Consider the following 20892-nt stretch of genomic DNA (forward strand, 5'->3'; position numbering starts at 1 on the left):
GTCGATCAAAGGCTCAAAGACCCCGAAATGCAGGTCACCGCTGCGCCACCGACCCAAATATCCTGGCCGACCTGCTCAATGAAAACCCGCCCCGCACGGCCCATGGCGGTGCCTTGGCTGACGACATAGCGTGCCGGGGCCAGCCCGTCTGCGATCAACCACTGCGCCAGTCCCGCGTTCAGGCTGCCGGTGACCGGATCTTCAGACATGCCGTCGCCCGCCACAAATGCACGCACTTCAAATTGCGCCTCATCGCCATCACGCTCAGGCGTCCAGGGCGCCACCACGCCCAAGGCCACGCCCTGCAGTTGGGCGTAATCGGGGTTCAAGGCCAGTACTTGCTCACGATCACGCAGCAGCACGGCTACCCAACCGGGGCCGTTATCGACCCAGCGCGCTTGCAACACATCGTGCTGCTCTAGGTGTAAACCCGCGCAGATACGCTGCAACAACGCCTCTTCAATAGCCCCAGAGCGCAGCAGTGGCGGCGCAATAAAGGCCAGTTGCTCGCCGCTGTGGCGAATAGTGATCAGCCCTACGCCGCACTCTTGAATGATCTCTTCACCACGCGGTTTGCCACCGGCTTGCAGCCAGGCATGGCAACTGCCCAGCGTCGGATGACCGGCAAACGGCAGCTCTTGGAGGGTGGTGAAAATGCGCAGGCGATAATCTGCCTCGGGGTTTTGTGGCTTGAGCACAAAGGTGGTTTCACTGAGGTTGGTCCAACGCGCAAAATCGGCCATTTGCTCATCGGTCAAACTGTCGGCATCCAACACTACAGCCACCGGATTACCTTTAAGGGCAACGGTGCTGAACACATCCACTTGCTTGAATTCAAATTGGCTCATGCCGGGCTCCTTATGGCGAACAATTAGAGCCCGGATATTCCCCTGTAGGCGCGAACTTGTCTCGTGATCTTTTAGAAAATCAAAAGCGCGCGCCTGCAAGGGGCGGTGCCCCCAGTTCGCCTTTCAGCGCTACTTGAACTGCCGACTCAAGCCGGGTGGCACACCGCTGATGTCGGTGTCTTCCCACGGTCCTTTCGGGCTGACCGAGCGGCTCCAACCGTTGTCCCAACGGTAGTAGGTGCGCTGGCGATAGAAGATGTTGCTCTGGTCGTCCAGCACGTAAACGCCCAGGCGCGCATCCCAGTGGCTCGGGCCACCCGGCGGCGGCGCGAAGGTGGCCGAGGTGCGCGGCATCGGTTTAGGCGGCTGCGGGATGGGCATGTCCGGCAGCGGCTTATCAGAAGGCTGAGGCGCCGGGACGGGGCTGGGGGGCGACGGTGCGGTGGGTTCGTAGGGCTGATGAGCCGCGCAAGCACTCAGGCCTAATACCAGACTGAGCAGGGTGATTCGAGCCAGTGCGGCCATAACGGGTTCTCATGTTAGTGCGGGCTTACCTGTAGGAGCACGCTCGCTCCTGCAAGGGTCAGGGCCGCTTAGTTATCCGGGCTGTCGATGGTCAGCTGTTGCAGCGTTTGGGTGCTGTTGGCCAACGGTTTGCTGCGCCCTACCCATTCGCCAGCTGTCGGTTGGCCAGCACGGGAAATGCGCGCAACCAGTTGGACTTCAGGAAAGTTGGACAGTTTCAATTGCGGCATCATTGCGTCGGCATCGCCTAATTCCACGGTGATGGGCAGGTCGGCCACGGTCACACGTTTGACCGCCAGCGGCGCCGCAGGTCCTGACATTGCCCGGGCAAAGATAAAGACGCTGTCACCGGGCAATACGCTGGCTTTGACCGCATCCGCCAAATCGACGCTGACGTTGATCGACGTCTGGGCCTTGGTCGCAGGCACGGCCTCAACCTTTGCGCCGCTGGCGAGTAATTGCTCACGGGCGCGCTCAATGCCACCTTGCAAGGCTTCGCGAGACGGATCGCCTTCAGGCAATTGCTTCAACAGTCGATCCCAGTAAGTGATTGCCTCCTGATAGCGCTTGCCCTCAAAAGCCGCAATGCCGAGCAAACCAAGACTGGTGACTTCTTTCGGGTCGGCCTTCAGGGCTTCATCGGTCAGCACCTGGGTCTTGTCGCTCCACTTTTTATGGTCGGCAAAGTACTGCGCCTGAGCCCACTGCCCCAACAGTTCTGGTTGCCGCCCGGCCAGTGCAACCGCCCGCTCAAATACTTTGGCCGCATCGGCCGGCCGGTTTTGGGCCATGTAGGCGCGGCCCAGGAAGTACCAACTCTCGGCCGAGTCCGGTTGCGCGGCGGCGGCACGCTCAAGGCGTGTAATCATTTCTTCCAGTGATTGCGGCGGCGTCGAGAATTCGCGGGTCAGCTCAACTGTGTCACTGGCACCAAAGTGCACATACAACCCCAGGCCCAGGACCGGCACCAGGATCGCAGCCAAAACCGGCACGGCCTTGCCAAGGCTGGAGGTGCGCGACGGGGCCACACCTTCGGTGTCCGCCAGCAGTTCACGGGCGGCTTCGGCGCGCCCTGCTTGCAGTTGCTCAGCCGTCAATACGCCTTCTTCACGCTGAACCTGCAACTCGGCCACGCGCTCTTGGTACAGCGCCACGTTCAAGGCGGTGCGGTCTTCTTCGCGCTGGGCACGACGACCGCGCACTACCGGAATGAGCAAGAAGCTGAGGGCGATCAGTAGCAGCAGGCCTGCTGCGAGCCAGAAATCAATCATCTTTGGTGTTATCCAGCAAGGTGTCGAGGCGCTGACGCTCCTCGGCAGAAAGTGTGTCCGAACCTGAAACAGGTTGTGTGCGACGGCGGCGCCCGACAATCACTCCGATCACCACCAAACCACCCACCAGCAGGGCCAGCGGGCCGAACCACAGCACCACGGTTTTGCTGGTCAGGGGCGGCTTGTAGCGCACAAAGTCGCCGTAACGGTCGACCATAAAGTCGATGATCTGCTGGTTGTCCTTGCCCTCGCCCAGCATGCGGAAAATCTCGCGGCGCAGGTCGGTGGCAATAGGGGCGTTGGAATCAGCGATGTCCTGATTCTGGCACTTGGGGCAACGCAGTTCCTGGGTCAGTTCACGAAAGCGCGCACGTTCAGCGTCATTGGCAAACTCGTAGATGTCGATGGCCGCCTGGGCCACGCCCGTGAGCGTCAAGCCGAGAGCAACAGCCGCTAACCAGCGCTTCATGGCTTGGCCTCGTCGACCAGTGCCTGGTATTTGCCAGCCAGTTGCTCGCGCCACACGCGCTCGTCGATCACCCCAACAAACTTGTGGCGAATAATGCCTTGGCTGTCTATCAAAAAGGTTTCCGGTGCGCCGTACACGCCCAGGTTCAGGCCCAGCGAGCCCGTTTCATCGTTGATGTCCAACTGATACGGGTTGTGGAACTCATTGAGCCACTTTTTCGCGTCCGCATTGATGTCCTTGTAGTTAACGCCGTAGATCACCACGCCCTGCTCGGCCAGTTTGGTCAGCACCGGGTGCTCGATTTTGCACGAGACACACCACGTGGCCCAGACGTTAACCAGCGCCGGTTTGCCCTTGAGGTCGGCTTCGGTCAGGGTGTTGTCACCTTCAACCGACGGCAGGCTGAACGCCGGAAAAGGTTTGCCGATCAGCGTCGACGGCAACTCGGTCGGGTCCAGGTACAAGCCTTTGTAGAGAAACCCCGCCATGCCCAAAAACACCACCAGCGGGACCAGCATTAGCCAGCGTCTCATGCGGTTTCTCCTGTCATGCCCAGCGCGTCGCGCACGCGGGTTTTAACTTTGACCCGATAACGGCGGTCCAGCGCCGCCAGCAAACCACCGAACCCGGTGAGCAAACCGCCAAACCAGATCCAGCGCACAAACGGCTTAACGTGTACGCGGACCGCCCAAGCGCCATTTTCCAACGGCTCGCCGAGCGCCACGTACAAGTCGCGGGTGAAACCGGCGTCGATCCCGGCTTCGGTCATCATTGAGCTTTGCACCGTGTACAAACGTTTTTCCGGGTGCAGCACGCTGACTTCCTTGCCGTTGCGCATGACGCGCACAGTGCCTTTGTCCGACGTGAAGTTCGGGCCTTCAAAATGCTTGGCACCTTCAAAAACGAACTGGTAACCGGCCAGTTCCATCGACTCGCCCGGCGCCAGACGCAGGTCGCGCTCGGCACTGTTCTGGCTCGACAACACCACGCCCAGCGCGCATACCGCGATCCCCAGGTGCGCGATCTGCATGCCCCAATAGCTGCGGGTCAGGCTGCGCATGCCCTGGATCAGGCCTTTGTGACGGGTCTTGTCGCCAATGTCGCGCACCCCGGCCAGCAACACCCAAGCCGCCAGCATAAAGGTGGTCATCACTGCCCAGTTGAAGTCGCCATAGGCCACACCGGCAATCGCCGACAGCGCAGCGCTGCCGAGCAGCACCGGGGTCAGCATGCCCAGCAGCCACTTGATCGGCGTGTCTTTCCAGCGCACCAGCACCCCCACCGCCATCACCCCCATCAGCACGCCCATCAGCGGGATAAACAGCGCGTTGAAGTACGGCGGGCCGACCGACATTTTGGCGCCGCTGATGGCGTCCAGAATCAGTGGGTACAAGGTGCCGAGCAGAATCATCGACGCAGCCACTACCAGAATCAGGTTGTTGCCCAGCAGCAACGTCTCACGCGACCACAGGTTGAATCCGACATGGCTTTTGACCACCGGCGCACGCAGCGCAAACAGCGTGAGCGAACCACCCACCACGAACAGCAGGAAAATCAGGATAAACACCCCGCGCTCAGGGTCGGACGCGAACGCGTGCACCGACGTCAGCACGCCGGAGCGCACCAGGAAGGTTCCGAGCAGGCTCAACGAAAAGGCGGCAATGGCCAGCAGCACGGTCCAGCTTTTAAACACCCCGCGTTTTTCCGTCACGGCCAGCGAGTGAATCAGCGCCGTGCCGACCAGCCATGGCATAAAGGAGGCGTTTTCTACCGGGTCCCAGAACCACCAGCCGCCCCAGCCAAGTTCGTAATACGCCCACCACGAACCCAACGTGATACCGATGCCGAGAAAGGCCCACGCCACGAGGGTCCAGGGGCGCGACCAACGCGCCCACGCGGCATCCAGCCGGCCACCGAGCAACGCGGCAATGGCGAAGGCAAAGGCCACCGAGAAACCGACATAGCCCATGTACAACATCGGCGGGTGAACGATCAGACCGATGTCTTGCAACAGTGGGTTGAGGTCATGGCCATCCGCAGGCATTTGCGGAAGCAAGCGTGCGAACGGGTTGGAGGTCAGAATCAGAAACAGCAAGAAGCCGACGCTGATCATGCCCATGATCGACAGCACCCGCGCCAGCATCACTTGCGGCAACTGGCGCGAGAAGACCGACACGGCAAAGGTCCAGCCACCCAGAATCATTGCCCACAACAGCAACGACCCTTCGTGGGCGCCCCACACGGCGCTGAACTTGTAGTACCACGGCAACGCGCTGTTGGAGTTACTGGCCACGTACGCCACCGAGAAATCATCGGCCATAAACGCGTACGTCAGGCAGCCAAAGGCAAACAGCAAAAAGGCGAACTGGCCCCAGGCCGCCGGTTGCGCCAGGCTCATCCACAATTTGTCGCCGCGCCAGGCACCGAGCAACGGCACGCTGGCCTGCACGATGGCAAAGCACAGCGCCAGAATCATGGCCAAGTGGCCCAATTCGGGAATAAACAGTCCAGACGTCATCACTTAACCTCTTTAGCCGGTACAGGTTCGACCGGCGCAGGCGCAGACTGGCCACTCTCGTTGAGCGCCTTGGTCACTTCGGGCGGCATGTATTTTTCGTCATGCTTGGCCAGCACTTCATCAGCCACCACCACGCCTTGGGCGTTGAGCTTGCCCAGCGCGACAATGCCCTGCCCTTCACGAAACAGGTCCGGCAAGATGCCACGGTATTGAATGGTCACCGCCTTATTGAAGTCAGTGACCACGAACTCAACGTCCAGCGAGTCGCCCGAGCGTTTCAGCGATCCGGCCTCGACCATGCCGCCCGCGCGAATCCGGGTATCAACGGGTGCTTCGCCATTGGCGATCTGGGTCGGGGTGTAGAACAAGTTGATATTCTGCTGCAAGGCGCTCAGGGCCAGTGCGACGGCAGCGCCGATGCCGACCAGAATCGCCAGAATGATGATCAAACGTTTTTTACGCAGCGGATTCACTTCGAACGCTCCCGACGCAGACGACGCGCCTCTTGTTGCAAATAACGTCGGCGCGCCGCCAGCGGCAGCGCCACGTTTAACGCCAGCACCGCCAGGCAAATACCATAGGCCGACCAGACATACAGACCGTGATGGCCCATGGCGACAAAGTCGCTGAAAGAAGCAAAACTCATCGCGTACCCTCCAGCGCTTTAGACACTTGAGCTTTGGCCCAACTGCTGCGCGCTTCACGCTTGAGCAGATCCAGGCGCATGCGCAGCAACAGCACGGCGCCAAAGAAGCAATAAAAGCCGAGTACGGTGAGCAGCAACGGCAGCCACATTTGCACCGGCATCGCCGGTTTTTCGGTAAGGGTAAAAGTTGCGCCTTGGTGCAGGGTGTTCCACCACTGCACCGAGTATTTGATGATCGGAATGTTGATCACGCCGACAATCGCCAGCACCGCGCAAGCCTTGGCTGCACTGTCGCGATTGGTAATGGCATTGCCCAGGGCAATCAGGCCGAAGTATAGAAACAGCAGAATCAGCATTGAGGTCAGGCGTGCATCCCACACCCACCACGATCCCCAGGTCGGTTTGCCCCAGATGGCGCCAGTGACCAGCGCCAACGCGGTCATCCAGGCGCCGATGGGCGCGGCGCATTGCAGCGCGACGTCAGCGATTTTCATCTTCCAGACCAGCCCCACCACCCCGCACACCGCCAGCATCACGTAGCAGGACTGCGCCAACATGGCAGCCGGAACATGGATATAGATGATGCGAAAGCTGTTGCCTTGCTGATAGTCCGGCGGCGCAAATGCCAACCCCCAGACCACGCCACTGACAATCAGCAGTACGGCGGCAATACTCAACCAAGGCAGCAAGCGCCCGCTGATGGCATAGAACCATTTGGGCGAGCCGAGTTTGTGAAACCAAGTCCAGTTCATCACGCTGTTTCCATCACGGTGCTTTGACGCGGCCTGTGCGGGCCGTTATCAAAGCGCGGGTCTTTACTGGCCCTTGCGGGGCCAGACCTCATTATTCATTCACCGACGCTGATTTTCAGGCCGGCCGCTATAGCAAAAGGTGTCAGGGTGACTGCCAGGGCGGTCAGGCTTGCCAGCCATAACAGATAACCGGTCGCGGGCATGCCTTGTAATGCCGCTTGCAACGCGCCACTGCCAAGGATCAGCACCGGGATATACAAGGGCAAAATCAGCAACGCCAGCAGCAAGCCACCGCGCTTGAGCCCCACTGTGAGCGCGGCGCCCACGGCACCGAGCAAACTCAACACCGGGGTGCCGAGCAATAACGACAGCAACAACACCGGCAAGCAGGCCACCGGCAATCCCAGCATCAGCGCCAGCAATGGCGACAAAATCACCAGAGCCAGCCCGGAAAACGCCCAGTGTGCCAGTACCTTGGCCAACACCAGTAGTGGCAAAGGGTGCGACGAAAGGACCCACTGCTCCAGTGATCCGTCTTCGAAATCACTGCGAAAAAGCCCGTCCAGCGAGAGCAGAACCGATAACAGCGCGGCCACCCAGAGCAAACCAGGGGACAAGGTTTGCAACAATTGAGTCTCGGGGCCAACGGCCAACGGAAACAGGGCAATCACAATCGCAAAAAACACCAACGGGTTCGCCAACTCGGCCGGACGCCGAAACAGCAAACGCGCTTCACGCGCCAGCAACGATGCAAACACACTCATACGGACCAACGCCCCAGGTCTATATCGCGATAACCGGCAGGCATTCGGGTCAACGTATGGTGAGTGGTCAACACCACCATGCCACCGCGTTCACAGTGGCGGGCCAAATGTTCTTCAAGTTGCGCAACGCCTTGTTTATCCAGTGCTGTAAACGGTTCGTCGAGAATCCACAGCGCCGGGCTGTCCAGGTGCAGGCGAGCCAGCGCTACACGCCGCTGCTGCCCGGCCGACAAGGTGTGGCAAGGCACATCTTCAAAGCCCTTGAGACCGACGGCATCCAGGGCAGCCCAAATCGCTTCGCGGCTCGCACGACGATGCAGGGCACAGAGCCAACTGAGGTTTTCTTCGGCGGTGAGCAAGTCCTTGATCCCGGCCGCATGACCGATCCAGAGCACGTTGCTGGCCAACTCCGCGCGCTGCTCACTCAAGGGCAGCCCATTGAGCCGTATCTGGCCCGTGGTCGGCTGCATCAGGCCCGCCAACAAACGCAGCAGGCTGGTTTTGCCACTGCCATTGGGGCCGCTGATTTGTAGCATGTCGCAGGGGCTCAGGCGCAATTCGAGATTTTCGAACAACAGACGCCAGTCACGCTCACAGGCGAGCGCTACGGCTTCAAGAAAAGGGCTGGTCACGTAATTGAGGCCTTCACGGTTCAAGTCGGCGCGGGCGTGGCCGTTAAAGTGATGCAGCATAAATGCATTTACGGCCTGTATAAGAGAGCTGGATCAAAGAATTGTGTTGTTTTTCAAGCCCCTTAACCAACGGGGCCGCATTATACATGCCATGTCCTACTCTAAAGAGGGCAATTTCGACAGGTTGTGACGATGAAAAGCGATATGAATATTCCCCCCATCCCACAAGCTGCGCCCAGCAACCTACGTCCCGGCGCTGTCGGTGGTGAAGTGCTCAAGCTGCTGCAACCGCTCGATGACCTGATAGGACCGGGCCAAAGCGCCCAAGCACAAGTCTTGTCTTTGAAACAAGGCGATGCGGTCTTTCAGTTGCTGCTCAAGTTGACCCTCGACAGCGGCCAGCAGACTCACGTGCAGGTCAACAGCAACCAACCTTTGCCTCTGGGCACGCTACTGTCGGTGACTCAACCCTCACCTGGCAACCTGGCGATCAGCATCCCACAAGCCTTGAGCAGCAGCGCCGCTGCCCTCACCCGCCTTGATCTGCAACAATTGCCCGTGGGCACGCTGCTGCAGGGCAAGGTACTGAGCACTCAAGCGTTGCCCCAGGCGGCCGGGCAACCTGTGGTCTATCGCTCAATCGTGACCTTGCTCAACAGCGCCTTGAGCGCCAGCACATTGACCCTCGACAGCCCGCAGCCCCTGCGCGTGAACAGTTTGCTGACCGCGCAGGTACAAGACAGCCAAACCCTGAACTTCGTACCGCTCAGTGGGCGCCAAGACCAATTGGCCATTGCCCAACAACTGGCCACCCAGCAAGCCCGCCAAGGCTCGCTCGAAGGCCTGTTGAATACCTTGCAAAATCTGCCAACCGACAGCGACAGCATGCCGGACGAACTGCGCAGTGCGATCGACAAGCTGTTGAACGGCTTGCCGACCCCCCAACAACTGAGCAACCCCAGCACGCTAAGCAGTAGTCTGCTTAACAGTGGCGCGTTTCTGGAAGCAAAACTGCTCGGCGGACAATTGCAAGCCTTGGCCCCGGACATGAAAGCCTCCCTGCTGCGCCTGATTGCGCACATCCTGCCCGGTGTTCCGGGCAACGCCACGTTCAACCCTGGGGTTGCCGCCAGCATTCAGGCGCAGGCGTTGCCCACTTTCGTGCGCAACGCGCTGGGCATGCTCGGCCAGGTCAGCGCCAAGCCTCAACCGGGCGGTTTCCCCCTGCCGCCGCGCCTGCTGCAAAGTGGCGATGCTGAAAACAGCCTGGAACACCTGCTCAAACTCGCCGCTGCCGCCATTTCGCGCCTGCAAAGCCATCAACTGGCGAGCCTGGAGCAAAGCGGGCGCACCGCAGACGGTAATCTGCTGACCACCTGGCAGCTGGAAATCCCTATGCGCAACGCCCACGACATCGTGCCGCTGCAGGTCAAATTCCAGCGCGAAGAGCCGCCCGAGCAAGGGCCGGAAGACAAACGTGAACACCGCGAAACCAAGGATCAACTGTGGCGCGTCGAACTGGCTTTCGACCTGACGCCCTTGGGGCCGCTGCATGTGCAGGCGCAATTGATTCGTGGCAACCTGTCCGGGCAATTGTGGGCGCAACGCAGCGACACGGCCGAACTGATCGCCAGCCAACTGGGCGTGCTGCGTCAGCGCTTGAATGATGCAGGCCTGAGCGTCACCGACCTCGACTGTCACCAAGGCACACCGCCCGACAGCGGCCCTGCCAAACTTGAACAACGTTGGGTCGACGACACCGCATGAGCACACCTTGGGAACCGCGTCAGGCAATTGCCCTCAAATACGACGGTAAACAGGCCCCCACCCTGACGGCCAAAGGCGATGACGCACTGGCTGAAGCCATCCTTAAACTGGCCCGAGAGTACGAAGTGCCTATTTATGAGAATGCCGAACTGGTCAGGTTATTGGCACGCATGGAATTGGGCGACAGCATCCCGCAGGAGCTGTACCGCACACTGGCCGAGATTATTGCCTTTGCCTGGCAGCTCAAAGGCAAGTTCCCAGAGGGCTTTGACCCGGATGCGGAGCCGGTGGAGCGTGATATTACGCCGCGCTAGACACCGTGGGAGCTGCCCTTACCCTGACACCTGCAACAACTCGGCCGTTTGGTGGAGTTGTATCCCAATTGGCCTGATCAGCGTTTTGCGCTGTACGCCTTCTACCCGTCGCGCCATTTACCGGCAGCCAAAGCGCGGGCGTTTTTGGAGTTTGTGGCAGGTTTGTGTTGAAACATGAGGCGCGCAAACAGGCGTCCTATCTTTCTACCCACCTCTAATACGACTGAATGCGTCCTGGAGTGCCACAGGGAGATCAGCCTTGTTAATACCGGGCACGCGACCCGCGTTGATATTTCGGGCAAATAACAATCGACTGGGTGCGGCCATGTAATGCTCTTTAAGCCGAAGCAATGAACCGGCATTAGCAAGAGAGGCACGAGGATGCAGCCCTGATAAAACCGCCAGGTCTTGCAACGGTAATTGACGTGCGCTCAATGCCTGCAACGAGGCAGGCCCCACACCTGCCAGCACAGGTTCGACAGGGGCTAGCAACGCAGGCGCAGTGGACGTCACGCTCGGTGAACGCACGACTCGCGGATCGTAAAGGATCGTTGCAATACTGTTGAGGGCCTGAGCTTCGTCTTCGTTAATCAAAAGGCCCAGATTGGGCCGCGAAGCAGCGTCACGAGGGTCCACAAAGGAAAAACCAGGTGTGGAACGCGCAACGCTTATAGAACGACGCAGGCTGAAGTGCCCAGTTGAATCGGTTTTATTCACCGGGTCCCCCGTGCAGTACGCATAAGCATTCAACCCACCGCTGCCAAACGGGCTGAGGCTGTCCGGGCTGTTGAAACGCATCAGTACGGGGTTAAGCGCCCTGTAACCATTGCCCAAAAGATAGTGCCCAGTGAGCTCATCCACGCGCTCGCCGTTAAAGCCAAGCACACTTGCGTTGACGTCATCAGGCGCCCGATAACCATAGGCTGAATAGGTCATCAAGCCCATCGTATGGCCATTGAGTACACAGAGAACCGAAAACTGAGCATCAGTGCTCAGCAACGAAAAAACCGACCCCTGCCCTTGTGCCAGTAAATAGCTGCCTTGCTGAAAGATTCGTCGCCAAACCAAACCCTGGCTCAGGCTTGTCATTCGATCATTGCAATAAAAGAACCCAGACTTAGCCCGCGACGTGGGCGCTACTGAGATCAAACGGTCCAAAGGATCGTAGTGATAAACCACCGCTGCGGCATCAACATGGGCGCGCATTAGGACTGCCTCGAACAGAGTTCTTATAAGTCTCCAATGTCAACACTCACCCGAAGGCTGTCTACCTGCTACTTCTACCAGTAGACAATTGATGCAAACCTAGGCGCACAAAAATGCGGTCAGTGACTGGCGCTCTAGCCCTTGTGCATCTTGCACAGTCTGGGTCAGTTCGTCTTGGCCTGATGAGCGTTTTGCGCTGTACGCCTTCTCCCCGTCACGGTCAGCGCTCATGACCTAACTTCAGGTACAAGCTCGCTGCAGGTTGCGCGGGGCACTTATGCCCTGACGTACCTATCAGTTCTGCCAGTAGACAACGCCCTCTATACAACCGACCCTACGAACGTTGAACGACCTGAGACGAGCACAGCCATGGCCTCTGTTTATAGTTATGATCCGCTGAATCGATTGAAGAGTTGCTTGTTGGATAGCCAGCCTATTGGGCAGCGTTTTTATTGCGCTGACAAACTCGCCACCGAAGTTCAAGGAACGACTACATACTCACTGTTGCAAAACGATAAACATCGCTTGGCCCAATACTGCCAACGCGGTGTCGATTATGAAGTCAGCCTATTAGCAACCGACTTTCAAGCTTCAGTCACTCAAGTAATCAACCGCTCACAACGCAGCACGTTCGCTTACAGCCTGTATGGTCACCCATCTGGGCAAAGTGGGCTGGCCAGCTTATTAGGATTTAATGGCGAGCGTTACGAGCCGCTCACCGGGCATTATTTATTAGGCAATGGTCTTCGGGCGTTCAATCCCGTCCTCATGAGGTTCAACAGCCCTGACCCCATGAGTCCGTTTGAGGAGGGCGGAATAAATGCTTATGCCTATTGTAAAAACGACCCCGTCAATTGGAATGATCCTTCGGGCAATATCCCAGTCAAATCATTGAAGAAGGCGATAGGGACATCAACATCTACACTGTCCAATACAACCCCGACAACAAGCGCAGCGAAGCGTGCCGCCCATAACCTCAGAATGAAAAACGATGCAAAAAAAAGAGCTAATGAATACGCCAAGGCCCTCACAGCCCAAGAGCAAGGGCTTTTTGAAGGCCGTCTTGTAGTGCATCAAACACCACTCGATACAACCGCCATGATCAATAAAGCTTATCGGACTGCTCAAGCCGAATACAAATTTAAAACATTGCCCTCAGTCAACATGACACCCGTTTACTACTCATGGCCCGGCCAGTTGGACGCCGTTAGTACCGCAGTATTTGACGTAACACACCTCTACTTGAGAAACAAACTAAGTGCACTACTGAGCACACCTTATAACTTAAGAAGCGCGTCTAAAAAAAGAGAAATCGACGTCATCCATCAAAGCGTTTATAGAAACAGAAGAAGCCGATTAATTTATATCTACAGAGCACTCAGCACTATCAGGAACCCTTGATATGGATGAGCACTCAACTTCAACCTTTGTGCATCTTGCTCATCAATTCAGCCTCGGCCTGGGTCAGCCCGCACGACTGGGTCAGTTCGTCGACGCTGGCCCCCATGCCCACTAACCGCGCCGCCTGATCAAACGACAGGCTGGTCGGGTCGCGCTGTTCCAGGCGGGTCAGTTTTTCAGGCAAGGGCGCAACGACCGAGCGCATTTCATGCAGCTCTTCGCCCATTTGCACATTGCCGTTCTGGTAGGTGTCCAGGCGGCGACCGAGTTCTTTGAGGCGGCGATCGCGCTGTGCATCGGCCGCAGCCTGCTGCGCCGCCAACACGCGCTGTTTGCGCACGTAGGTCACGAACACATACACACTGGCTGCCCACAGCAGCCCCAGCACGATGACCGCCACCTCAAGGATCAATCAGATATTCTCCAGGTCCGACCATTCTTCTTCGGTCATCATTTTGTCCAGTTCAACCAGAATCAGCAGTTCGCCGTTCTTGTTGCATACGCCCTGGATAAACTTGGCCGACTCGTCGTTGCCCACGTTGGGGGCCGTTTCGATTTCAGACTGGCGCAGGTAAACCACTTCCGCCACGCTGTCGACCAGAATACCGACCACTTGCTTGTCGGCTTCGATGATGACGATACGTGAGTTGTCGCTAATATCGGCAGGGTTCAAGCCAAAACGCTGACGGGTGTCGATAACCGTCACCACGTTGCCGCGCAGGTTGATGATGCCCAGCACATACGCGGGTGCACCCGGTACCGGGGCAATTTCGGTGTAGCGCAGCACTTCCTGCACTTGCATCACGTTGATGCCGTAGGTCTCGTTGTCCAGCTTGAAGGTGACCCATTGCAGGATCGGATCTTCGGAACCCTGTGCGGCTGATTGCTTCATTCCCCAAACCCCTGACTAAAAACCATAACGGTGTGTGCTGTCTAACCGCGCTCAAGGCCGGTCGCTTATGTGCCTGCTTTATCGGCGGCTATGTGTCTGGCGCCACCACGGGTGATCAATTGCGCCAATTCGGCTACGTCCAGCAATGCACACATGTGCTCGATCACGGTCCCCGCGAGCCACGGACGTTGCCCGCGCTGGGAACGCCATTTGATCTGGTTAGGGTCCAGGCGTAACGAGCGACTGACCTGATGCACTGCCAGCCCCCACTCATAACCCTGAACCGAGATGACGTATTGCAACCCTTCACGAAAATCGTCGCGGTAGCGGTCTGGCATCACCCAACGGGCCGTGTCGAGTACGTTGAGCTTGCCACTCTGGCTTGGCAGTATCCCCAAAAACCATTCAGGCTGGCCAAACAACGGGGTCAATTCACGGCCTTGCAGCGAGTAAATCGAGCCCAGGCATACCAGCGGCACCGCCAGGGTCAGCCCGGCAACGTCGAACAACAAGCACTCGAACGGTTCGCTCGCCCACGCGGGGCGCCCGTTTTCCTGAACCGGCAGGCGCGTGCCCGGCGCACTCGCACGATGAACCTCAACCGCAGGTTGCACCCACAACTCGGCGGTCGGAATCACCGCTGACAGTTCCAGTGGCACCGCCAGTTCTACCGGGGCTGCACGGGCATCACGCACCTGCTCTTCGAGCACGGCAGCGGCGAAATCCTCCAGCGCATCAAGTTCGGGCTCAGCCAGCGCCACGTCATCCAGCACCTCTTGCGTGGCATCAAACAGCAAGGTGTCCAGGTAAGACTGCAACGCCACTTGCGGGCTTGTAGACAGCGCGACCGGTTGCTTCATAAGGTGCCCCACTCAACGCTGAGGCGACAAAAACCTGTCAGGGTTCTGGGCCGCTCAACAGAGATACTTGGATGCCCGCCCATCTCACACCGCCTGCGGCGAAAGTTGCTGGGTCAACATATGTTTAAGCAAGGCGCGATACGCAATCGTGCCACGGCTTTTGTTGTCGAACTGCGAAGGTGTAAGCCCTGCCCGGCTGGCATCACGCAAGCGCGTGTCGACCGGAATAAAGCCCTGCCACAGCGTTTGGGGGTGCGAATCGCGCAATACCCGCAAGGTGCTCATCGAGGCCTGGGTACGGCGATCGAACAAGGTCGGCACGATGCAAAACGGCAACGCCTGCTGGCGCGAACGGTTGATCATCGCCAGTGTATTGACCATGCGCTCCAGCCCCATCAGCGCCAGATGTTCGGTTTGCACCGGGATCACCAACTGCTGGCTGGCCGCCAAAGCATTGACCATCAGCACGCCGAGCAACGGCGGGCTGTCGATGATCGCGTAGTCGTAGTCTTGCCACAGTTGAGCCAGGGCACGGGCGATCACCAGCCCCAAACCACTTTGCCCCGGCGATTGGCGCTCCAGGGTGGCCAACGCCGTGCTGGCCGGCAACAAGGCAATCTGCTCGTTGCTGGTGGGCAACAGCAATTGCGCGGTCAGGCCTTGCGGCACCTGGCCCTTGTGCAAAAAAAGGTCGTAATTGCTGTGTTCAAGGGCGTCCGGGTCATAACCGAAATAACTGGTCATGGAACCGTGCGGGTCGAGATCGACCACAACCACGCGCTTGCCCGCCTCAGCCAGCAAACCGGCCAGAGCGATGGATGTGGTGGTCTTGCCGACTCCACCTTTTTGATTAGCTACTGCCCAGACTCTCATTCAGTTGTTCCTCCCGGCTGCACTTTGCCGGCCGAGAATTGACATGCACTTATAGGGACGGTGACGGGGAATTGACACCATTCCCACGAACCAGCGGCGTTGTATACGGCGGTGCAGTTTGTGTGCCAGCCCGCTTCAGGGTTGCGTCCGCTGTTGCCTTGGCGGTACCACTGCCCGTCAGGCTGCGACGCACTTGCAGGTTGCGAGACACCACCAAAACCACTCGACGATTGAGCGCACGCCCCTCGGGCGTGGCGTTATTGGCCACCGGCTGAAACTCGGCGTACCCCACCGACGCCATGCGCGCAGGGTCCACACCTTGCATCGCCAGCATGCGCACAATACTGGCCGAACGCGCCGAGGACAGCTCCCAGTTGGTGGGATATTGCACCGTACGGATCGGCAAATTGTCAGTGAAGCCTTCGACGTGGATCGGATTGTCATAAGGCTTGAGGATCGCCGCCACCTTATCGATGATGCTGAACGCCAAATCGCTGGGCATCGCATCGCCGCTGCCAAACAGCAAGCTGGAATTGAGTTCGATCTCGACCCACAACTCGTTGCCGCTCACGGTCATCTGGCGGGAGGCAATCAAATCGCCAAAGCTTTGGGTAATGTCATTGGCAATGGTTTTAAGCGGGTCATCCGGAATCTGCCCCAAACCGGCATCGGTAGGCTCACTGTCTTTGACCAGAGGCTCGGCCGGCTTGCTGGTCAACGGCCGCTCCTCGCCTATCGGAATGGGTTTGATGCTGCGTTCGCTGTCATTGAACACCCCGAGCAGCGCCTGGGAAACCACCTTGTATTTGCCCTCGTTGATTGACGAAATCGAGTACATGACCACAAAAAAGGCAAACAGCAAGGTGATGAAGTCCGCGTAGGACACCAGCCAGCGTTCGTGATTGACATGCTCTTCGACAGCGCGACGGCGACGGCTCATGGTTATCCCGTAAAACCTTGAAGCTTGAGCTCAATGGCCCGCGGGTTCTCGCCTTCGGCAATGGAGAGGATGCCTTCGAGCAACATCTCGCGGTACAGCGATTGGCGCATGGCGATGCCCTTGAGTTTGCTGGCAATCGGCAGCAACACCAGGTTGGCACTGGCCACCCCATAAATGGTCGCCACAAAAGCCACGGCAATCCCGCTGCCCAACTGGCTGGGGTCTGCCAGATTGCCCATCACATGGATCAAGCCCATGACGGCGCCAATGATGCCGATGGTCGGCGCATAGCCGCCCATGCATTCAAAGACTTTGGCAGCCTCGATGTCGCGGCTTTCCTGGGTCATGTAATCGACCTCCAGCACGCTGCGAATGGCTTCGGGCTCAACCCCGTCGACCAGCAACTGCAAGCCTTTGCGCGCATAACTGTCGGGTTCGGCGTCGGCCACCCCTTCCAGCCCGAGCAAGCCTTCCTTGCGCGCCGTGAGGCTCCAGTTGACGACCCGATTGACGCCGCCGGCCATGTCGATGTGCGGCGGAAACACAATCCAGCCCACGGTCTGTATGGCGCGTTTGAAGGCGCTCATGGGCGACTGCAACAAAGCCGCGCCAAGGGTGCCACCGAGTACGATCAGCGCTGCCGGACCGTTGGCCAGGGCGCCAAAATGCCCGCCTTCGAGGTAGTTGCCGCCAATAATCGCGACAAAGGCCATGATGATTCCGATCAGGCTCAGGACGTCCATTAATGACAGGCCTCGATCAGATGCCGCCCCATGTCGTCGAGGCTGTACACCGCATCCGCCAGGCCGGCTTTCACGATAGCCATGGGCATGCCGTAAATCACACAGCTCGCTTCGTCTTGCGCCCACACCTGACTGCCGCCCTGTTTGAGCAGGCGTGCGCCCTCGCGGCCGTCCGCGCCCATACCGGTCAAAACCACCGCCAAAACTTTGTCACCATAAGCCTTGGCCGCAGAGCCAAAGGTAATGTCGACACACGGCTTGTAGTTCAGACGCTCATCACCGGGCAGGATTCTGACCGTGCCACGGCCGTCGATCATCATTTGCTTGCCGCCAGGTGCCAGCAAGGCCAGACCTGGTCGCAAGGTGTCACCGTCTTCAGCTTCCTTGACGCTGATGCGGCACAGCTTGTCCAGGCGCTCGGCAAAAGCCTTGGTGAACGCCGCCGGCATGTGTTGCACCAGCACGATGGGGGCCGGAAAGTTGCCCGGCAATTGAGTCAATACCCGCTGCAACGCCACCGGGCCACCGGTCGAAGTGCCAATGGCCAGCAGCTTGTAGGATTTGCGTTTTGGCGCCGGCGAATGCGGCACTGGCGCCGGTGCCGCGCGACTGGCAATCGGTGGGGTCCGCGCGGGAGCGGGCGCCGCAAGCCCACCGAGTGCCGGACGGCTGACCGGCGCAGGGGTTGGAGCAGGCGCCGGAGCACTGTAGCTGGACAGGCGACGGTTACTGCGCGAAATGCTGTGTACTTTTTCGCACAGCATTTGTTTGACTTTGTCTGGGTTACGCGAGATGTCTTCGAAGTTTTTCGGCAGGAAGTCTACAGCCCCCGCATCCAGTGCATCGAGTGTTACCCGGGCACCTTCGTGGGTCAGCGAGGAAAACATCAACACCGGCGTCGGACAGCGCTGCATGATGTGACGCACAGCGGTGATGCCGTCCATCAACGGCATTTCATAGTCCATGGTGATCACGTCAGGCTTGAGCAGCAGCGCCTGATCAATGGCTTCCTTGCCATTCGTGGCGGTGCCGATCACCTGAATCGTCGGGTCAGCGGACAGGATTTCCGAGACACGGCGGCGGAAAAATCCAGAATCGTCCACCACCAAGACCTTGACTACCATAAACACTCCGTTAGGCGGCTTGGGGCACCCGCGCCCCGCGCAACCAGAATCAAATACGCCGTGAGGCGTAGTGCTTGAGCATGCTCGGCACATCCAGGATCAAGGCAATACGACCGTCACCGGTAATGGTGGCGCCCGACATGCCAGGCGTGCCCTGGAGCATTTTGCCCAACGGTTTGATGACCACTTCTTCCTGGCCAACCAGTTGATCGACCACAAAGCCGATGCGCTGGGTGCCCACTGACAGAATCACCACATGCCCTTCGCGCTGTTCTTCATGGACCGCCGAAGCCACCAGCCAACGCTTGAGGTAGAACAACGGCAGCGCTTTATCGCGCACGATCACCACTTCCTGGCCATCGACCACGTTGGTGCGCGACAGGTCGAGGTGGAAGATTTCGTTGACGTTGACCAGCGGGAACGCAAACGCCTGATTGCCCAGCATCACCATCAGCGTCGGCATGATCGCCAGGGTCAGCGGCACCTTGATCACAATCTTCGAGCCCTTGCCCAGGGTCGACTCAATGGCCAGCGAGCCGTTGAGTTGGGCGATTTTGGTTTTCACCACATCCATGCCCACACCACGGCCGGACACGTCGGAAATCTCGGTTTTGGTCGAGAAACCCGGCGCGAAAATCAGGTTGTAGCAATCGTTCTCGCTCAAGCGGTCGGCTGCGTCTTTGTCCATCAGGCCTTTTTTCACGGCAATGGCACGCAGCACATTGGCATCCATGCCTTTGCCGTCATCCGAGATCGACAGCAGAATGTGGTCGCCTTCCTGCTCGGCCGACAGAATCACCCGCCCACAGCGGTGCTTGCCGGCCGCTTCGCGCTCTTCCGGGGTTTCACAACCATGGTCGACCGCATTACGCACCAAGTGCACCAACGGATCGGCCAGCGCCTCGACCAGATTTTTATCAAGATCGGTTTCTTCGCCCACCAGCTCCAGGCTGATTTCTTTTTTCAGTTGGCGCGCCAAATCGCGAACCAGACGCGGGAAACGACCGAAGACTTTCTTGATCGGTTGCATCCGCGTCTTCATTACCGAGGTTTGCAAGTCAGCCGTGACCACATCCAGATTTGACAGGGCCTTGGCCATGGCTTCGTCGTGGCTGTTGAGGCCCAGACGCACCAGACGGTTACGCACCAGCACCAGCTCGCCCACCATGTTCATGATTTCGTCGAGCCGTGCGGTGTCGACCCGCACGGTGGTTTCGGCCTCGGAGGCGGTCGGTTTTTCCGCAGGAGGCGCCGTTGCACGGGCTGGCGCAGAATGCGGTGCGCCAACGCTGGCGTCGGGCTTTTTCGCGACCAACGTGGCAGCAGACGCTGGCGCCGAGGCTACCGCTGCCACTACAGCCGGACTTTGGGCCGAGAACTTGCCTTTGCCGTGCAGCTCGTCGAGCAGCGCTTCAAATTCGTGATCACTGATGTGGTCCGGGTGCGTCTGCGGGGCCAGTTCCGTCGGACCGGCAGCCACTTCCACCGGCGCTGGCGCAGTGGCTACGGCATCCAGGGCATCGGCACTGAACGAGCCCTTGCCGTGCAACTGATCGAGCAATGCTTCAAATTCGTCGTCAGTGATTTCATTGCTGGCGGCCATCGGCTCAGCGGGTGAAACACTGGGCGCGGTACGGGAAACCGCATCCGGGGAGAAACGCCCCTTGCCATGCAACTGATCCAGCAATGACTCGAACTCGGCATCGCTGATTTCGTCATTGAGCGAGGCGACTTCAGTGGCCTGGGCCACTTCTGCTGCGTCGGCCTTGACCGCATTCAGCGAGTCGAGCAGCAGCTCAAATTCGTTGTCGGTAATATCGACGATGTCGGTGTTTGGTGTGGCCGTCACTGGCGCAGCGACTGGCTCGGATGCAGCAGACGCTGTAGCCGGGGCCTGCGTTGCAGCGGGCTCGGCCAGTCGCGCCAGCGCCGCCAACAGCTCTGGAGTGGCCGCGGTGATCGGGCTGCGTTCGCGCACTTGCGCAAACATGGCGTTGACCGCGTCCAGCGCCTCAAGCACCACGTCCATCAGATCCGAGTCGACGCCGCGCTCACCCTTGCGCAAGATGTCGAAGACATTTTCGGCAATGTGGCAGCACTCGACCAGCTCATTGAGCTGCAGAAAGCCGGCGCCCCCTTTTACAGTGTGAAAACCGCGAAAAATAGCATTGAGCAAGTCAGCATCATCCGGTCGGCTTTCTAGCTCGACCAGTTGTTCGGACAGCAACTCTAAAATTTCGCCGGCTTCAACCAGAAAATCCTGAAGGATTTCTTCATCGGCGCCGAAGCTCATGTACGTGCTCCTTGAAGTAGGGACTTTCAGCGCCGGACAACTGCGCCCGCACGC

The 20892-nt window shown here is 58.9% G+C and carries 23 protein-coding genes; 3 read left to right on the top strand and 20 right to left on the bottom strand.

From position 1 onward, the window contains the following. Nucleotides 1-5 precede the first annotated feature (5 nt). The 11 genes from ACIQYF_RS06550 to ccmA all read right to left on the bottom strand — a co-directional run bounded on the left by ACIQYF_RS06550 (nucleotide 6) and on the right by ccmA (nucleotide 8425). Nucleotides 6-848: a PhzF family phenazine biosynthesis protein gene (locus tag ACIQYF_RS06550; RefSeq protein WP_402858338.1), complete on the bottom strand. Its 843-nt coding sequence runs from the start codon at nucleotides 846-848 to the stop codon at nucleotides 6-8. Between the two features lie 129 nt (nucleotides 849-977). Continuing rightward, complete coding sequence (locus ACIQYF_RS06555) at nucleotides 978-1373, bottom strand: hypothetical protein (RefSeq protein WP_402858341.1); 396 nt, start codon at nucleotides 1371-1373, stop codon at nucleotides 978-980. A 68-nt stretch (nucleotides 1374-1441) separates the two neighbouring features. Beyond that, entirely contained in the window at nucleotides 1442-2644 is a 1203-nt protein-coding gene (gene ccmI / locus ACIQYF_RS06560) for a c-type cytochrome biogenesis protein CcmI (protein ID WP_402858344.1), read from the bottom strand. After that, a complete protein-coding gene (locus tag ACIQYF_RS06565) occupies nucleotides 2637-3113 on the bottom strand; it encodes a cytochrome c-type biogenesis protein (protein WP_402858347.1) in 477 nt (158 codons plus the stop codon). The genes ccmI and ACIQYF_RS06565 overlap by 8 nt, the downstream gene beginning before the upstream one ends. Then, nucleotides 3110-3646, bottom strand: coding sequence for a DsbE family thiol:disulfide interchange protein (locus ACIQYF_RS06570; protein ID WP_402858350.1), 537 nt, complete (start codon nucleotides 3644-3646; stop codon nucleotides 3110-3112). Before ACIQYF_RS06570 ends, ACIQYF_RS06565 begins: the two co-directional genes overlap by 4 nt. Then, nucleotides 3643-5631 carry a heme lyase CcmF/NrfE family subunit gene (locus ACIQYF_RS06575; RefSeq protein WP_402858353.1) on the bottom strand — a complete coding sequence of 663 codons (1989 nt, stop codon included), beginning with the start codon at nucleotides 5629-5631 and terminating at the stop codon, nucleotides 3643-3645. Before ACIQYF_RS06575 ends, ACIQYF_RS06570 begins: the two co-directional genes overlap by 4 nt. Beyond that, a complete protein-coding gene (ccmE, locus tag ACIQYF_RS06580) occupies nucleotides 5631-6104 on the bottom strand; it encodes a cytochrome c maturation protein CcmE (protein WP_402858356.1) in 474 nt (157 codons plus the stop codon). The genes ACIQYF_RS06575 and ccmE overlap by 1 nt, the downstream gene beginning before the upstream one ends. Next, nucleotides 6101-6277 carry a heme exporter protein CcmD gene (ccmD, locus tag ACIQYF_RS06585; protein WP_402858359.1) on the bottom strand — a complete coding sequence of 59 codons (177 nt, stop codon included), beginning with the start codon at nucleotides 6275-6277 and terminating at the stop codon, nucleotides 6101-6103. Before ccmD ends, ccmE begins: the two co-directional genes overlap by 4 nt. Next, complete coding sequence (locus ACIQYF_RS06590; protein WP_402858362.1) at nucleotides 6274-7032, bottom strand: heme ABC transporter permease; 759 nt, start codon at nucleotides 7030-7032, stop codon at nucleotides 6274-6276. The genes ccmD and ACIQYF_RS06590 overlap by 4 nt, the downstream gene beginning before the upstream one ends. Before the next feature lie 92 nt (nucleotides 7033-7124). Continuing rightward, nucleotides 7125-7793 (bottom strand): heme exporter protein CcmB, encoded by a 669-nt coding sequence (ccmB, locus tag ACIQYF_RS06595; RefSeq protein WP_402858364.1) that lies wholly within the window; start codon nucleotides 7791-7793, stop codon nucleotides 7125-7127. Next, nucleotides 7790-8425: a cytochrome c biogenesis heme-transporting ATPase CcmA gene (gene ccmA / locus ACIQYF_RS06600; protein WP_402858758.1), complete on the bottom strand. Its 636-nt coding sequence runs from the start codon at nucleotides 8423-8425 to the stop codon at nucleotides 7790-7792. Before ccmA ends, ccmB begins: the two co-directional genes overlap by 4 nt. A gap of 192 nt (nucleotides 8426-8617) precedes the next feature. Between ccmA and ACIQYF_RS06605 the strand changes: the two genes are divergently transcribed. Both ACIQYF_RS06605 and ACIQYF_RS06610 read left to right on the top strand, forming a co-directional pair. After that, the gene (locus tag ACIQYF_RS06605) at nucleotides 8618-10192 is read left to right on the top strand and encodes a flagellar hook-length control protein FliK (RefSeq protein ID WP_402858367.1); all 1575 of its coding nucleotides are present in this window, start codon (nucleotides 8618-8620) and stop codon (nucleotides 10190-10192) included. Next, nucleotides 10189-10506: an EscU/YscU/HrcU family type III secretion system export apparatus switch protein gene (locus tag ACIQYF_RS06610; protein WP_402858370.1), complete on the top strand. Its 318-nt coding sequence runs from the start codon at nucleotides 10189-10191 to the stop codon at nucleotides 10504-10506. The genes ACIQYF_RS06605 and ACIQYF_RS06610 overlap by 4 nt, the downstream gene beginning before the upstream one ends. 204 nt (nucleotides 10507-10710) lie before the next feature. Here ACIQYF_RS06610 and ACIQYF_RS06615 read toward each other — a convergent pair whose 3' ends face one another. Next, nucleotides 10711-11442: an RHS repeat-associated core domain-containing protein gene (locus tag ACIQYF_RS06615; RefSeq protein ID WP_402858373.1), complete on the bottom strand. Its 732-nt coding sequence runs from the start codon at nucleotides 11440-11442 to the stop codon at nucleotides 10711-10713. 639 nt (nucleotides 11443-12081) lie between these two features. Here ACIQYF_RS06615 and ACIQYF_RS06620 point away from each other — a divergent pair. After that, nucleotides 12082-13113, top strand: coding sequence for an RHS repeat-associated core domain-containing protein (locus tag ACIQYF_RS06620; protein ID WP_402858376.1), 1032 nt, complete (start codon nucleotides 12082-12084; stop codon nucleotides 13111-13113). Between the two features lie 19 nt (nucleotides 13114-13132). On the opposite strand, the gene ACIQYF_RS06625 is transcribed toward ACIQYF_RS06620, so the two are convergent. From ACIQYF_RS06625 to ACIQYF_RS06660, 8 genes are all read right to left on the bottom strand, one after another. Beyond that, on the bottom strand, nucleotides 13133-13525 hold the full coding sequence (locus tag ACIQYF_RS06625) for a DUF2802 domain-containing protein (protein ID WP_402858379.1): 393 nt from the start codon (nucleotides 13523-13525) through the stop codon (nucleotides 13133-13135). Next, on the bottom strand, nucleotides 13526-14005 hold the full coding sequence (locus ACIQYF_RS06630; protein ID WP_019411563.1) for a chemotaxis protein CheW: 480 nt from the start codon (nucleotides 14003-14005) through the stop codon (nucleotides 13526-13528). A 65-nt stretch (nucleotides 14006-14070) separates the two neighbouring features. Further along, entirely contained in the window at nucleotides 14071-14865 is a 795-nt protein-coding gene (locus ACIQYF_RS06635; protein WP_402858384.1) for a chemotaxis protein CheW, read from the bottom strand. An 84-nt stretch (nucleotides 14866-14949) separates the two neighbouring features. After that, on the bottom strand, nucleotides 14950-15738 hold the full coding sequence (locus ACIQYF_RS06640; RefSeq protein ID WP_402858387.1) for a ParA family protein: 789 nt from the start codon (nucleotides 15736-15738) through the stop codon (nucleotides 14950-14952). 49 nt (nucleotides 15739-15787) lie between these two features. Next, a complete protein-coding gene (gene motD / locus ACIQYF_RS06645; RefSeq protein ID WP_402858390.1) occupies nucleotides 15788-16678 on the bottom strand; it encodes a flagellar motor protein MotD in 891 nt (296 codons plus the stop codon). Between the two features lie 2 nt (nucleotides 16679-16680). After that, nucleotides 16681-17421 (bottom strand): flagellar motor protein, encoded by a 741-nt coding sequence (locus ACIQYF_RS06650; RefSeq protein ID WP_402858393.1) that lies wholly within the window; start codon nucleotides 17419-17421, stop codon nucleotides 16681-16683. Next, nucleotides 17421-18545, bottom strand: coding sequence for a chemotaxis response regulator protein-glutamate methylesterase (locus ACIQYF_RS06655; protein ID WP_402858396.1), 1125 nt, complete (start codon nucleotides 18543-18545; stop codon nucleotides 17421-17423). Before ACIQYF_RS06655 ends, ACIQYF_RS06650 begins: the two co-directional genes overlap by 1 nt. 49 nt (nucleotides 18546-18594) lie before the next feature. Then, entirely contained in the window at nucleotides 18595-20838 is a 2244-nt protein-coding gene (locus tag ACIQYF_RS06660) for a chemotaxis protein CheA (RefSeq protein WP_402858399.1), read from the bottom strand. Nucleotides 20839-20892 lie beyond the last annotated feature (54 nt).

It is taken from the genome of Pseudomonas sp. NPDC096917 (assembly GCF_044762555.1).
GTDB lineage: Bacteria > Pseudomonadota > Gammaproteobacteria > Pseudomonadales > Pseudomonadaceae > Aquipseudomonas.